Origin of the sequence: Pseudomonas marginalis (assembly GCF_001645105.1) — a bacterium.
In the GTDB taxonomy this organism is placed as follows: Bacteria; Pseudomonadota; Gammaproteobacteria; order Pseudomonadales; family Pseudomonadaceae; genus Aquipseudomonas; species Aquipseudomonas petroselini.
Genome location: NZ_LKEG01000036.1, coordinates 35,625 through 50,150 on the forward strand (window position 1 = coordinate 35,625; position 14,526 = coordinate 50,150).

Sequence of the window (14,526 nt, forward strand, 5' to 3'; positions counted from 1 at the left end):
TCGTGGTTAGCGTGGTTGCTGCATCGTTGTATCGATACGTTATTTTGGTAGGGGGGTAAGCACTTCCGCCTTGTCATCCAGCACCATCACCACCAGCAACTTGGCCGGTTGGGTCTGGCTGGCATTGCTCGATTCGAAGTGCCGCGAACCTGCCGGTTCGTAGAACGATTCACCGACCTTGTAGGTTTTAGCTTTCTCGTCATTCACCCGCGAGGTGATCGCGCCTTCGAGCACGTAGGCCACGGCGGTGCCGGTGTGGCTGTGGGGCACGGTGGCCTGGCCGGGGGCGTAATCGACGGTGAGCATGATGGTTTTCTTGCCGGGCACATGGGGCAAGGCGTGCTCTTGGAGCACGTTGATCGACTCTTGGTTGTACACCGGTTCGTGGGCAAAGGCGCTGAGCGAGGCGAGCATCAGCGAGGTAGCGAGCAGTCGTTTCATGGCGAGGTTTCCGAGTCGTTCGAGACCGCTTCACCCTACGCCGCGATGCCTGGGTGACCAATGACCAATCCCGGCGAAGACCAGGAGACCAATGCCTCAATGGTCGAAATCCAGGCGCCACGCCAGGTGCTCGCCGGTCAGTTCGATAAACCCTTGCAGGGCCGGCAATCGGAAGTGCGCAACCAACTGGTCGGCACAGGTCCAGCGGCCGCTGACGGTCCATAGGTCGAGGTCCTGCGGGTCGCGCTGAACGGCGTAGTCCAGGCAGCCGGGAGCGGTGCGCACGGCGTTGGCTATCTGCTGCAGGCGTTCGCCCAATTCCCTTGAGCGCCCGGCCGCCGCGCGGACATGGACAGTGTTGCAGGCACAGGCTGGCATGGCGATGGTCTCCGAGGTCAGGTGTCAGTGCACAGGCTAGGGCCTCGTTGCGACAGGACCAAGGACCAATCCGGCGGAAAACCCGCTAGCCAATCTGCTGGAGAATATCGCGGACTTTGTCCAGCGCCGGGTCGATATCGAGGGTTTCGATGGCGCCGAAGCCAATGATCAGGCCGGGACGTACGGGCGCATCGTGGAAGAATACTTCCAGCGGGTACACACCCACTTCCACCCGGCGCGCCAGTTCCATCAGCAGCGGTATATTCACCGGCACCTTGCACAACGCGGCCATGTGGAACCCGGCCACGGTAGGCACCGCTTCGAACCACGGCGACAAATCCCCCGCGAGGCGCTGCAGGATGCGTTCACGGCGCCCGGCATAGACCGTATGGCAGCGGCGGATATGTTTGAGCAGGTAGCCCTCGCTGATGAATTTGGCCAGGGCCCATTGCGGCAGCGTCGAGCTGTGCTGGTCGGTGAGTTGCTTGGCCTTGAGCACCGCGCCGTAAATCGCCGGTGGCAGCACGGCGTATCCCAGGCGCAATTCGGGCAGCAGGGTTTTCGAGAAGGTGCCGACATAGGTCACCACACCGTGGGTGTCCATGCTTTGCAGGGAGTCGGTGGGCCGGCCTTCGTAGCGGAATTCGCTGTCGTAGTCGTCCTCGATGATGATCGCACCCAACTCGAAGGCCCTTGCCAGCAGGGCTTCGCGGCGTGGCATGCTCATCGGCATGCCGAGGGGGAACTGGTGGGAGGGCGTCACGTAGATCAGTCGTGTGCCATCGGGTATCCGGTCGACCTGGATGCCCTCGGCATCCACCGGCACACTGGCGACATTCGCCCCCATCGCCACGAACAACTGGCGCGCAGGGCTGTAGCCGGGATCTTCCATGGCGACCATGCTGCCCGGCTCCAGTACCACGCGGGCGATCAGGTCCAGCGCCTGCTGTGCGCCGTTGGTGACGATGATGTCGCTGTCGCGGCAGTTGACCCCGCATGAGAACGCGATATGCCCGGCGATTGCGCTGCGCAGTGCGGGCAGGCCTTCGGGTTGGCTGTAGAACCCGCTGTTTTGTGCAATACGCCGCAGTGCGTCCTGGGTACAGCGCCGCCATTCATCCTGGGGGAACTGGTTGCGGCTGGTGGCACCGCCGATAAATTCATAGCGCAGCGTGCTGTCGCGGGTGGGATGGCGCATGGGCGAGGGCAGCGATTGCCACTTCGCCAGGTGGGCGGCGCAGGCCAGGTCGGTGGAGGTGTGCAGGCGTTCGGACTGGGGGGCGCGGGCGTTGACGAAGGTGCCACGGCCGGTCTTGCCGACCAGCAGGCCTTCGTAGGTGAGGGTGGCGTAGGTGTCTGACACGGTTTTGCGCGACACGCCCAGTTGCTCGGCGAGCAAGCGGCTGGGCGGCAGTTGCGCACCGGCGGCCAGGCGCCCGGAACCGATGGCTTCGCGCAGCTGTTGGTAGAGCTGTTCGGCCAGATCCTTGCGGCCATTGATCACAACGTGCAGTTCCATGGGGTATCCCGGGGCATTCAATCTGCGCCCAGATTACGCGCCTGCGTAACAGGCTCAAAATGGTCTCTGCATAAACCGGCTGATTGGCTATAGGGCTAGTGCCGCATGGCCCCTAGGCTGGACTGTGATTGCATTCGCCGCCAGAGAACCGCCCCATGGAACCCCGCCTGGATTACTACACCGCCTCGCCGCAAGCGCTCAAGGGCATGTTGATGCTGGAGGCGACGACGTTTGGTCTGTCCATCGATGCCCCCTTGCTGGAGCTGATCAAGATTCGCGTCTCGCAGCTCAACCACTGTGGTTTCTGCACGGACATGCACTCGATGGCGGCACGTCAGCGCGGCGAAACCGAGCGGCGCTTGTTCGCGTTGTGCGTGTGGCGTGATTCGCCGTTTTTCACGGCGCGGGAAAAGGCCGCATTGGCCTGGAGCGAGTCGGTGGCGACGCTGCCGACCTCAACGGTGTCGGATGAACTGTTCGCCGCCGTGCGGCTGGAGTTCAGCGAGCAGGAACTGGTCGACCTGACCATGGCGGTGTCCAGCATCAGTGGCTGGAACCGCCTGGCGGTGAGCTTTCGGCAGCAACCGCCGAATGCTTGATCAGGACAGGAAACCGCCGTCCACATTCAGCGACACACCCGTGGTGTAGCTGGACGCGTCACTGGCCAGGAACAGCACCGCGCCGGCCATCTCGCTCGGGTCTGCCACGCGCTTGAGAGGGATCTGCGCCAGGGCCATTTTCAGGATCGCGTCGTTCTTCACCAGCGCCGAGGCGAACTTGGTGTCGGTCAGGCCAGGCAGCAGGGCGTTGCAACGAATGCCGAACGCCGCGCATTCCTTGGCGAACACCTTGGTCATGTTGATCACGGCGGCCTTGGTCACCGAGTAGATGCCTTGGAACACACCCGGCGAAATCCCGTTGATCGAGGCGACGTTGATGATGCTGCCGCCACCGTTTTCACGCATCAGCTTGCCGGCTTCCACCGACATGAAGAAGTAGCCACGGATGTTCACGTCAACGGTCTTCTGGAACGCACCGAGATCAGTGTCCAGCACATTGCAGAACTGCGGGTTGGTCGCGGCGTTATTGACCAGGATATCCAGACGGCCGAACTGCTCACGGATACCGGAGAATACTTGGGTAATTTGCTCCATTTCGCCGATATGACAGGCCACGGCCGTGGCCTTGCCGCCGTCGGCGATGATCGCATCGGCCACATGTTGGCAGCCTTCCAGTTTGCGGCTGGAAACGATCACATGGGCGCCTTGCTGGGCCAGCAACTTGGCGATGGCTTCGCCGATGCCGCGGCTGGCGCCGGAGACAAAAGCAATCTTGCCGTCGAGGTCGAACAGGTGGGTCTTGGACATGGGGGTTCCTTGTGGTCGGCGATCAGAGCGTGGATTTGCTGATGACGTTCAGGCTCATTTGCTCCAGCAGTTTGTTCATCTGAATGAACTGCGCAAAGCGTTTGTCCTGGGTCTGGCCATGGAAGAAGCGGTAGTAGATCTGCTGCACGATGCCGGCCAGGCGGAACAGGCCGTAGGTGTAGTAGAAGTCGAAATTGTCGATCTGGATGCCGGAGCGCTCGGCGTAATAATCGACGAACTCACGGCGAGTGAGCATGCCGGGCGCGTTGCTCGGCTGGCGGCGCATCAACTGCACTGGCGCCGGGTCCGCCGCTTCGATCCAGTAGGCGAGGGTGTTGCCCAGGTCCATCAGCGGGTCGCCGAGGGTGGTCAGCTCCCAGTCCAGCACGCCAATGATCTGCATCGGGTTGTGCGGGTCGAGGATCACGTTATCGAAGCGGTAGTCGTTGTGCACAATGCTCGACGTCGGGTGATCGGCTGGCATCTTGTCGTTGAGCCAGGCGCGCACGGCTTCCCAGTGTGGCGCGTCGGGGGTCAGGGCTTTTTCGTAGCGATCGCTCCAGCCACGGATCTGTCGTGCCACATAGCCCTCGGGTTTGCCCAGGTCGGCCAGGCCGCAGGCGCTGTAGTCCACCTGGTGCAGTTCGACGAACTTATCGATGAAGCTTTTGCACAGCGCCTCGGCCTTGACGGCGTCCAGGCCCAGCTCGGCTGGCAGGTCGGAGCGCAGGATGATGCCGTTGACCCGCTCCATCACATAGAACTCGGCACCGATCACCGACTCGTCGGTGCAATGCACGTAGGCCTTGGGGCAATAGGGGAAGCCGTCTTTGAGCTGGTTGAGAATGCGGTATTCGCGGCCCATGTCGTGGGCCGACTTGGCCTTGTGGCCAAAGGGTGGGCGGCGCAGCACGAATTCCTGGCCCGGGTATTCCAGCAGGTAGGTCAGGTTGGACGCGCCGCCGGGGAACTGGCTGATCGTGGGCGTGCCGCTCAGGCCCGGGATATGGGCCTTGAGGTAGGGATCGATCAGGCTGGCATCAAGTTCTTCACCTGGGCGAATCTGGGTCGATTGGTCGTTCAGCGCCATGCTTATCCCTTCTGCTTATTCTAAAGGCCTCGGACTATTTCCTAATCTAATGCGCACCACCGCCCAGCGACAAGGTCGGGGCGGCTTAATAGGTTAGCGTGTTGGATGATGATCAGCGTGCCTGATCGGTCATTTAGTGGGCGGGGGCAGGGCGACCGGGGTGAGTACCGGGCGACCGGCGAAGTGCTCCACCAGGTTATCGGCCACCCGTTGCACGGTGTCATGGGCGGCTTCCGGCGACAGGCCGGCGACGTGGGAGGTGAGCACAGTATTGCCGAGTTTCTTGAGCGCGTCGGGGACCTTGGGCTCATCGTCGAACACATCCAGCGCGGCGCCACCGATGCGGCGCTGTTCCAGGGCGGCGATCAGGTCGGCGGTGACCACCACGCTGCCACGGCCGATGTTCACCAGGTAGCCATTCGGGCCCAGGGCATCCAGGGCGTGCCGATCGATCAGGTGGCGGGTGCTGGCGCCGCCGGGCGTGGCCAGGATCAGGAAGTCCGAGGTGCGCGCCAGCTCCACCGCCGTCGCGCAGTAGGTGTAGTCCACATCATCGCGTGGCTGGCGGTTGTGGTAACTCACCTCCATGCCGAAGCCCAGGGACGCACGCTTGGCGATCTCCAGGCCCACCGCACCGAGTCCGAGAATGCCCAACTGCTTGCCGCCCAGTGACGGGCGCATCACCTTCGGCCATTCATGGCGGCGCACGGCTGCGTCGGTCTGCGGGATGCCGCGCACCAGCGACAGCAGCAGCGCCATGGCGTGATCGGCCACCGACGGCGCATTCACCCCGGCGCCATTGGTGACCACGATCCCGCGATTGCTGGCGGCCTGCAGGTCCACGTGTTCGTAGCCGGCGCCAATCACGCAAATGATTTCCAGCAGGGGCAGCGCGGCGATTTCCTCGGCGTACAAGCCCAGTGGGCCGCGGGTGAGCACCGCCTTGATCTGGCTGCCGTGGGCCTTGATGGCCGCGGTGCGCTCGGCGGGTGTGGGCGCCAGGATCACGTGAAAGTCATTGCTCTCGATGATGGGCAGGTATTCGTTGATGGTTTCAACCAGGACCAGAACAGTAGCGGTCATCGGAAGGCTCTTCCTGAAGGGTTTGAGGGAAGGAGTATGCCGTATTTGAGTGTTTAGAAGCTGATCTCGACGGCGCTTGTGAGCTTCACAAACGCCCCGGCCAGGGTCGCATTGTGATGCTCGATAATCACCTCGGCCTTCAGCGTCGGCGTGTCCATGCAGGTATGGCCGTCTTCGGGCAGTACCACTGAAAACCCCAGTTCCACCGCGACTCGGCACGTGGTATCGATACAGAACTGGGTTTTCATGCCGACGATCACCAGCTCTTTGACGTGCGCCGCTTTCAATTGCGCTTCCAGGTCTGTGCCCAGGAAGCAACTGGGACGGGTCTTGTTGAACAGGTGGTCACGCGACTCGTCTACCTCCAGCGCATGCCATAGCTGCCAGGGCGGGCTGCCGGCTTCAATTGGCGAACCTGCAGGGCCAGTGTGGCGGGCGACGAAGATGGGTGCATCGCAGTTGCGGGCACGCTGAATCAGCTGGTTGATGGTGGCGAGTACACGTTCGCGCTCGAAGGGCTTTTCCGGACCGTCGTATAAGCCAGCTTGCATGTCGATGATCAGCAGGGCGTCAGTCATGGTGTTGCTCCTTGCAATGGCCAGATGGCGGAGCAATAAAAAGGCCCCGTCCATTGCTGGCGGGGCCTTGGGTTGAATCTGTGAGGTGTTTAGCGTGAACACCCACAGCAACCGCACGACCCGCCTGAGGCGGTCGTGGTGGTGGTGCGGGTGAGGTTCAGCTGAATACGGTTCATGGCTGGATCATGCTGAGAGCGGCGCCAAGTTGTCAACGAATGTGTTTGAATTGTGCGCGGCGCGTCGATGTACCACGCCACCGTTCCTCAGCTAAGTCTTTGCTTCTTCACAAGAATCCCGGACAATCCGGCCCCTTCTATGGTCGGGGCGCTGCCTGTCAGGTTTTTCTGACTCGTCCCGGCCGTGTAAATGCGGAGATCCGACTGGATGAATGATCAGGCCAATAGCGTCGACCAACGCTATGAGACGACACCTGCAACCCTCACGACCTGGAGCCGCCAGGACACCACCTGGATGCTTGGCCTGTTCGGCACCGCCATTGGCGCCGGCACGCTGTTCTTGCCGATCAACGCGGGCCTGGGAGGCTTCTGGCCACTGGTGATCCTCGCGCTGCTGGCCTTCCCAATGACGTTCTTCGCCCACCGTGGCCTGACCCGTTTCGTGCTGTCCGGCCGTGAAGGCTCCGACATCACCGACGTGGTGGAAGAACACTTCGGCATCAAGGCCGGTGCGCTGATCACCTTGCTGTACTTCTTTGCGATCTTCCCGATCCTGCTGATTTACAGCGTGGCGTTGACCAACACCGTCGGCAGCTTTATGGAGCATCAACTGCACATCATGCCGCCGCCACGGGCGATCCTGTCGTTGGTGCTGATCCTCGGCCTGCTGGCTGTGGTGCGTTGCGGCGAGCAAGTGATCGTCAAGGCCATGAGCCTGATGGTGTATCCGTTCATCGTCGCCTTGCTGTTCCTGGCGGTGTACCTGGTTCCGCATTGGAATGGCGGCATCCTCAGCACCGCCAGCGTAGTCCCGGCACCGTCGGCACTGCTCAATACGCTGTGGCTGGCGATTCCGGTGATGGTGTTCTCGTTCAACCATTCGCCGATCATCTCGGCCTTTGCGGTTGATCAGAAGCGCCAGTACGGCGTCCATGCCGATGAACGCAGCTCGCAGATCCTGTCTCGCGCGCATCTCTTGATGGTGGGGATGGTGCTGTTCTTCGTGTTCAGCTGCGTGCTGACCCTGTCGCCGGCGCAGTTAGCCGAAGCGAAGGCGCAGAACCTGTCGATCCTGTCCTACCTGGCCAACCACTTCGATAACCCGACCATCGAGTTTGCCGCTCCGTTGATCGCGTTTGTGGCGATTGCCAAGTCGTTCCTGGGCCACTACATCGGCGCCAGCGAAGGCCTCAAGGGCCTGGTCCTTAAAACCGGTCGCCGGCCCGGAGCGAAGAGCCTGGACCGCATGACTGCCGCTTTCATGCTGGTGGTGTGCTGGATGGTTGCCACGCTTAACCCAAGTATCCTCCGCATGATAGAGACGCTGGGCGGGCCGATCATCGCGTCGATCCTGTTCCTGATGCCGATGTACGCCATTCGTAAGGTGCCGGCCATGGCCAAGTACCGTGGGCAGGCGTCGAATGTGTTTGTCACCGCCGTAGGCCTGGTGGCGATTACTGCGTTGGTTTACTCACTGCTGTCCTGATCGCAGTGTAGGTATCTACGTATCTTGAGTGATCCTGCGCTTACGCACTATCACATTGAAGAGGAGTAGATACCTATCGATAACAGATGGCACCGACAGAGGCTGATTCGCGTACACCGCGAATCGGCCTTTTTTAGGTGCGCAAACCCGCACAAGGATCAACCCACGGCCCTGCAATGAGGGCTAAGCTTATCGGCTTACTGGTTTCTGTCTTGGAGACCCCCAAGGTTGGCCCGATTGAACACTCAAACTCCTCCCGCCGTCGTCGCTTCACCCAACCGCACCCAGGACATACTCGCCGGGCTCTCCATCGCCGGCTTGCTGCTGCCAGAGGCGGTGGCCTATTCCAGTATTGCCGCGCTGCCGCCCCAGGCCGGCGTCATTGCCCTGTTTGCCGGGTTGCTGTGCTACGGCCTGATGGGCACCAGCCGCTTTGCGATCGTTTCGGCCACCTCGTCTTCGGCTGCGGTACTGGCGGCCGCAACCGCTAGCCTGGCAGGTGATGACCCGGCGCTGAGGCTCCCCCTGGCATTCGGACTGGTGCTGGTCACAGGTGCGTTTTTCCTGTTGGCCGGGCTGTTCAAGCTCGGTGGTGTCACCTCGTTTATCGCCAAGCCGGTATTGCGCGGTTTTGCTTTCGGTCTGGCGCTGACCATCATCCTCAAACAATTGGCCAGCGTGGTTGGGGTGCACCTGACCGACAACAACCTTGTCCGCTTCCTGCCGCAGTTGCTGGAGCAATGGCCACGCTGGAATTGGCCGGCTGCGCTGGTGGCCGCCGTTGCGTTGCTGGTGTTGTGGCTGTGCGCGCGAATCCCGCGCCTGCCCGGCGGATTATTGGTGGTGGTGCTGGGCATCGTTGCCGGGCAGTACCTGGATCTGCAGACCCATGGCGTGGCGCTGATTGGCGTGATCGAACTGCGCCTGGAGCTGGGGCACCTTCCGGTGTTGCCATTCGCCGACTGGTTGCGTCTGGGCGAGCTGGCGTTTGCCTTGGTCATGATTCTGTACGCTGAGTCCTACGGCTCCATCAGCTCATTCGCGCTTAAACATGGCGACCGCGTGTCATCCAACCGCGATTTGCTGGCGTTGGGCGCGGCGAACCTCGTGTCCGGATTGTTCCACGGCATGCCGGTCGGTGCCGGGTATTCGGCGACTTCGGCCAATGAAGCGGCGGGTGCGGGTTCACGTTTGGCCGGCATCATTGCCGCGCTGGTGGTACTGGTGATTGTGTTGACGGTGCTGCCCTATGTTGCGCTAACCCCGGAGCCAGTGCTGGCAGCCATCGTCATGTACGCGCTGGGACGTGGCTTGAGCCTGCAGCCTCTGGGACGCTACTTCCTGTGGAGGCGTGATCGCTTGCTGGTGATCTGTGCCGTCGCTGCGGTGCTGGTGCTCGGCGTGCTGGATGGATTGCTGCTGGCAGTGGCGGTCAGCGTCTTGTTGATGCTGCGCCAGATGTCGTCGGCAGACATCCAGGTGCTCGGTCGCCTGGGTGACAGTCATGACTTTGTAGGCCGTCAACATCATGCTGATGCGCTGGACGTACCGGGCCTATTGATCGTGCGTCCCAGCGAAGCGCTGTTTTTCGCCAATGCCGAACGTATCCTGGGCGCGGCCCTGCGCCTGATGCGCCGGTCCCAGGCAGAGACGGTGGTGCTAAGCCTCGAAGAGTCCCCCGACCTCGACGGAACCAGTATCGAAGCGCTGGCAGCATTTTTTGCGCAGGTGCGCGGGGAGGGCAAGCGGCTGGTGCTGGCGCGGGTAAGGCATGATGCCCTTGAGGTGTTGCAGGCGCTGCCTGAAGCGTTGCCACCGCACGTGCTGCTCAGCGGTTTGAGCGTCGACGGTGCTGTGCAACTGGCCAATTCCCACGCATAAAAAAACGCCGCGTACCTTGCGATACGCGGCGTTTTTACATCGCTAAACCCTTAGGCTTGAATCACCGGGATGTTAGCGCTCGCTGCAATCTTACGGAACTCAGCAATCTGGTCGAAGTTCAGGTAGCGGTAGACGTCACTGGCCATGGTGTCCAGTTTCGCTGCGTAGCCCATGTACTCTTCGACGGTCGGCAGGCGACCCAGGGTAGACGCCACGGCCGCCAGCTCGGCCGAAGCCAGGTAGACGTTAGCGCCGTCACCCAGACGGTTCGGGAAGTTACGGGTCGAGGTCGACACCACGGTCGAATTCGGCTCTACACGTGCCTGGTTACCCATGCACAGCGAGCAGCCCGGCATTTCCATGCGTGCGCCAGCCTTGCCGTAGATACCGTAGTAGCCTTCTTCGGTCAGTTGGTGAGCGTCCATCTTGGTCGGCGGCGACAGCCACAGACGCGTCGGCAGCTGGCCCTTGACCTGCTCCAGCAACTTACCGGCAGCGCGGAAGTGACCGATGTTGGTCATGCACGAACCGATGAACACTTCGTCGATCTTCTCACCGGCAACACTGGACAGCAGACGGGCGTCGTCCGGGTCGTTCGGTGCGCAGAGGATCGGCTCGTTGATGTCGGCCAGGTCGATCTCGATGATTTCGGCGTATTCCGCGTCGGCATCGGCTTCCATCAGTTCCGGGTTGGCAACCCAGGCTTCCATCGCTTGGGCGCGACGTTCCAGGGTGCGCGGGTCACCGTAGCCTTCACCGATCATCCAGCGCAGCAGGGTGATGTTGGAGTTCAGGTACTCGGTGATCGAGTCTTTCGACAGCTTGATGGTGCAACCGGCAGCCGAACGTTCAGCCGAGGCGTCGGACAGCTCGAAAGCTTGCTCCAGCGTCAGGTCGTTGAGGCCTTCGATTTCCAGGATGCGGCCGGAGAAGGCGTTCTTCTTGCCTTTTTTCTCTACGGTCAGCAGACCCGATTGGATCGCGTAGTACGGAATGGCATGAACCAGGTCACGCAGGGTGATGCCAGGTTTCATTTTGCCTTTGAAGCGCACCAGGATCGATTCCGGCATGTCCAGTGGCATTACGCCAGTGGCTGCGGCGAACGCGACCAGGCCAGAGCCGGCCGGGAACGAGATGCCCATCGGGAAACGGGTGTGGGAGTCGCCACCGGTGCCGACGGTGTCCGGCAGCAGCATGCGGTTCAGCCAGCTGTGGATGATGCCGTCGCCTGGACGCAGCGATACACCGCCACGGGTCATGATGAAGTCAGGCAGGGTGTGGTGGGTGGTCACGTCGATCGGCTTTGGATAGGCCGCGGTATGGCAGAACGACTGCATTACCAGATCGGTCGAGAAGCCCAGGCACGCCAGGTCTTTCAGTTCATCACGGGTCATAGGACCGGTGGTGTCCTGGGAGCCCACGGTGGTCATCTTCGGTTCGCAGTAGGTGCCAGGACGAACGCCTTTGCCTTCCGGCAGACCGCACGCCTTACCGACCATTTTCTGTGCCAGGGTGAAGCCTTTGCCGGTGTCGACAGGCGCTTCAGGCAGCTTGAACAGGTCGGTAGGGCCCAGGCCCAGCTCAGCACGTGCCTTGTCCGTCAGGCCGCGACCGATGATCAGCGGGATACGGCCGCCGGCACGAACTTCGTCCAACAGCACCGGGGTCTTCATTTCGAAGGTGGTGATGACTTCGTCGGTACCGTGCTTGCAGACTTTGCCGGCATGCGGGTACAGGTCGATCACGTCGCCCATGTTGATGTTGGAGACGTCGAACTCGATGGGCAGTGCGCCCGCATCTTCCATGGTGTTGTAGAAGATCGGAGCGATTTTGCTGCCGAAGCAGAAACCGCCGGCGCGCTTGTTCGGCACGTAGGGAACGTCGTCGCCGAAGAACCACAGCACGGAGTTGGTCGCGGATTTACGCGAGGAACCGGTACCGACCACGTCGCCGACGTAGGCGATCGGGAAGCCTTGGCCGCGCATCTCTTCGATCTGCTTCATCGGGCCGGTCTTGCCTTGCTCGTCCGGCACGATGCCTTCACGGGCCATTTTCAGCATGGCCAGGGCGTGCAGCGGGATGTCAGGACGGGACCAGGCATCCGGCGCAGGGGACAGGTCGTCGGTGTTGGTTTCGCCTGTGACCTTGAACACGCGCAGGCTGATTTTGTCGGCCAGGGTAGGGCGGTTGCTGAACCACTCGCCGTCAGCCCAGGACTGAAGCACGCCTTTGGCGTGTTCGTTGCCGTTCTTGGCTTTTTCGGCGACGTCGTGGAACGCATCGAACATCAGCAGGGTGTGCTTGAGTTGGGCGGCGGCGACCGGTGCCAGTGTGGCGTCGTCCAGCAGCTCAACCAGGGTCACGATGTTGTAGCCGCCTTGCATGGTGCCAAGCAGTTCAACCGCGCGTTTCTTGTCGATCAGGGGGGAAGTGGCTTCGCCCTTGGCCAGGGCAGACAGGAAACCGGCCTTGACGTAAGCGGCTTCGTCAACACCTGGTGGAATGCGGTTGGTGATCAGGTCAACGAGGAATTCTTCTTCGCCAGCCGGAGGATTTTTCAGCAGCTCGACCAGGCCTGCGGTTTGTTCGGCGTTAAGCGGCTGGGGAACGATACCCAGGGCTGCACGCTCTTCGATATGTTTGCGGTAGGCTTCAAGCACAGTTATTACCCTCATCAGTGGTCCCACGGGACGCTCATCCAGAAATGAACGGCACGCATGCGCTCGGGGGCTTTTTGGGCCGCAAAGCCAGCGCTGCCGGCATTCCTCACAGAAGCTGCTTTCAAAGTTTTACGCCTGCAGAACGGAGCTGATGAGGGTTGGCGAGGGCTCTGACCTACCGAGTCATTAACCATCGCCAACACCGTTCTGAAGGAACGACTGTGCTCGTGACGCTTTGAAAACAGCTTCCAGCGGATTATTGGCGCCTTACAAGGCCGGATGATTCTACGGCAAAAAAATTCTAAAGGTAAGTTGCCTCGCCAAGTTTGCAGGGTGATGAAGGTTAGACAAAGGGCTAACATGGCGCATTGTTTCGCTGATCTGCGTGTTGTTGCCCATGTCCAACCAAACCATCAAGACCCCCTGCGTCGGCCTGTGCTCCACGGTTTACGGCGATCTCGTGTGCCGTGGCTGCAAGCGCTTCCACCACGAAGTGATCCTGTGGAATGGCTATAACGAAGAAGAAAAACGCGCGGTCTGGCTGCGGTTGGAGCAATTGTTGGTGCAGGTTATGGCCGGAAAGCTCGAAGTTTTCGACCCCAAAACCCTGCGCGGCCAGTTGGAACAGCGCAAGATCCGCTTCGTGCCGCACCAGTCCGAGTACTGCTGGGCCTATCAATTGATCGCGCGTGGGGCGCGGGTGATCAATAACCTGGAGGCCTACGGCATGGTGCTGTTACCCGAATTTCGTGACTGGGCCTTGCCGGAATTACGCGATGCCATTGATCGGGAGTTCTTTATCCTGTCCGAGGCGCATTACCAGCGCTATATCGCGCCGGGGTTCCTGAGAGACGCGCTCGCTGACTGACAACNAAAATGTGGGAGGGGGCTTGCTCCCGATAGTGGTGTATCAGTCAGCTAATCTGTAACTGACACACCGTCATCGGGAGCAAGCCCCCTCCCACATTTTGATCTCCATCGTTCATAAGGTTGGATCAGGGCTTGCTGGCGAGTTCTTGCAGGTGATCCATCAACGCNTGCGGCTTGAGCACCAGCACATCACTCTCCACCGCATCCAGTATCACCTCTGCCGTATTGCCGATCAGTGCCCCGGAGATTCCGGTGCGCGCCACGGTGCCGATGATCGTTACCGCCGCTTGCAGGGTGTGAACTAGATGGGGGATCAACACATCCGCCGGGCCTTCCTTGATATGCAGGTGCGATTCGTCCACATCGAACTCGGCCTGAAACGCCTTGCATTGCTCGCGATAGCGCGCCTCGATGGTTTCCTTGAGCTGGAACGTCGGGTCCGCCGCCGACAACATCGGCGACGGATGGGCGCTGATCACGTGCAACTGCGCCTTGGCCAGGCTGGCGATATCAAAGCCATGGTCGATGATCGAAGTGTGCAACGAGCGGTGTTCGCCATCGGTATTGCCCACATCGATCGCCGCGAGGATCACGCCGCAAGCCCACGGCGTGGCCGTCTTGACCAGCAACACCGCCGTCGGGCAGTAACGCAGCAACTTCCAGTCCGCAGGCGTCAGCAGGGCTTTTTTCAACGGGCTGTCGGGGAAGTGCTGCTTGATCACCAGCCCACAGCCCTCGGCTTGCTGCACGTCGATAATGGTGTCATGCAGGCTGTCATTCCACGCCTGCTCGGTGGTGACGCTGTAGCCGTCCTCCTGCAAGCCCGACTTGAGCAGGGCCAGCAGCGCCGAGTGCTCATGCTTCTTGTCGCAGACCAGTAAATGCAGGTGTGCGCCGGTGACCCCGGCGATCAGCTTGGCACGCTTGAGGGCCAGGCTTTCCGAATGCTCGGGCTCGATGACCACCAGGATGCTGCGGATGGCTTGCATGATCGGGA

The 14,526-nt window shown here is 61.2% G+C and carries 13 protein-coding genes; 4 read left to right on the forward strand and 9 right to left on the reverse strand.

Annotated elements, in window-relative coordinates:
- Positions 1-39: 39 nt before the first annotated feature.
- The 3 genes from AO064_RS11765 to pdxR all read right to left on the reverse strand — a co-directional run bounded on the left by AO064_RS11765 (position 40) and on the right by pdxR (position 2,338).
- Entirely contained in the window at positions 40-441 is a 402-nt protein-coding gene (locus AO064_RS11765; RefSeq protein ID WP_012724650.1) for a cupin domain-containing protein, read from the reverse strand.
- A 96-nt stretch (positions 442-537) separates the two neighbouring features.
- Positions 538-819 carry a putative quinol monooxygenase gene (locus AO064_RS11770; protein ID WP_012724649.1) on the reverse strand — a complete coding sequence of 94 codons (282 nt, stop codon included), beginning with the start codon at positions 817-819 and terminating at the stop codon, positions 538-540.
- 85 nt (positions 820-904) lie between these two features.
- Positions 905-2,338, reverse strand: a complete 1,434-nt coding sequence (gene pdxR / locus AO064_RS11775; protein WP_064053382.1) for a MocR-like pyridoxine biosynthesis transcription factor PdxR — start codon at positions 2,336-2,338, stop codon at positions 905-907.
- 155 nt (positions 2,339-2,493) lie between these two features.
- Between pdxR and AO064_RS11780 the strand changes: the two genes are divergently transcribed.
- Entirely contained in the window at positions 2,494-2,937 is a 444-nt protein-coding gene (locus tag AO064_RS11780) for a carboxymuconolactone decarboxylase family protein (protein WP_012724647.1), read from the forward strand.
- Here AO064_RS11780 and AO064_RS11785 read toward each other — a convergent pair whose 3' ends face one another.
- The 4 genes from AO064_RS11785 to AO064_RS11800 form a co-directional block, all read right to left on the reverse strand.
- Positions 2,938-3,705 carry an SDR family oxidoreductase gene (locus AO064_RS11785; RefSeq protein ID WP_064053383.1) on the reverse strand — a complete coding sequence of 256 codons (768 nt, stop codon included), beginning with the start codon at positions 3,703-3,705 and terminating at the stop codon, positions 2,938-2,940.
- A gap of 22 nt (positions 3,706-3,727) precedes the next feature.
- Complete coding sequence (locus tag AO064_RS11790; protein WP_064053384.1) at positions 3,728-4,795, reverse strand: phosphotransferase family protein; 1,068 nt, start codon at positions 4,793-4,795, stop codon at positions 3,728-3,730.
- Positions 4,796-4,924: 129 nt separating this feature from the next.
- Positions 4,925-5,878, reverse strand: a complete 954-nt coding sequence (locus AO064_RS11795; protein WP_064053385.1) for a 2-hydroxyacid dehydrogenase — start codon at positions 5,876-5,878, stop codon at positions 4,925-4,927.
- Between the two features lie 53 nt (positions 5,879-5,931).
- Positions 5,932-6,456: a cysteine hydrolase family protein gene (locus tag AO064_RS11800; RefSeq protein WP_064053386.1), complete on the reverse strand. Its 525-nt coding sequence runs from the start codon at positions 6,454-6,456 to the stop codon at positions 5,932-5,934.
- Positions 6,457-6,840: 384 nt separating this feature from the next.
- On the opposite strand from AO064_RS11800, the gene AO064_RS11805 reads away from it, so the two are divergent.
- Both AO064_RS11805 and AO064_RS11810 read left to right on the forward strand, forming a co-directional pair.
- Positions 6,841-8,118, forward strand: a complete 1,278-nt coding sequence (locus AO064_RS11805) for a serine/threonine transporter (RefSeq protein WP_064053387.1) — start codon at positions 6,841-6,843, stop codon at positions 8,116-8,118.
- 237 nt (positions 8,119-8,355) lie between these two features.
- On the forward strand, positions 8,356-9,999 hold the full coding sequence (locus AO064_RS11810; protein WP_064053388.1) for a SulP family inorganic anion transporter: 1,644 nt from the start codon (positions 8,356-8,358) through the stop codon (positions 9,997-9,999).
- A 50-nt stretch (positions 10,000-10,049) separates the two neighbouring features.
- Here the strand turns inward: AO064_RS11810 and acnB are convergent, their stop codons facing one another.
- On the reverse strand, positions 10,050-12,659 hold the full coding sequence (acnB, locus tag AO064_RS11815; protein WP_064053389.1) for a bifunctional aconitate hydratase 2/2-methylisocitrate dehydratase: 2,610 nt from the start codon (positions 12,657-12,659) through the stop codon (positions 10,050-10,052).
- A 397-nt stretch (positions 12,660-13,056) separates the two neighbouring features.
- Here acnB and AO064_RS11820 point away from each other — a divergent pair, with 397 nt between their 5' ends.
- Positions 13,057-13,527 (forward strand): DUF1289 domain-containing protein, encoded by a 471-nt coding sequence (locus tag AO064_RS11820; protein WP_064053390.1) that lies wholly within the window; start codon positions 13,057-13,059, stop codon positions 13,525-13,527.
- Between the two features lie 127 nt (positions 13,528-13,654).
- Here the strand turns inward: AO064_RS11820 and AO064_RS11825 are convergent, their stop codons facing one another.
- Positions 13,655-14,518 (reverse strand): universal stress protein, encoded by an 864-nt coding sequence (locus AO064_RS11825; RefSeq protein ID WP_064053391.1) that lies wholly within the window; start codon positions 14,516-14,518, stop codon positions 13,655-13,657.
- Positions 14,519-14,526: the final 8 nt, after the last annotated feature.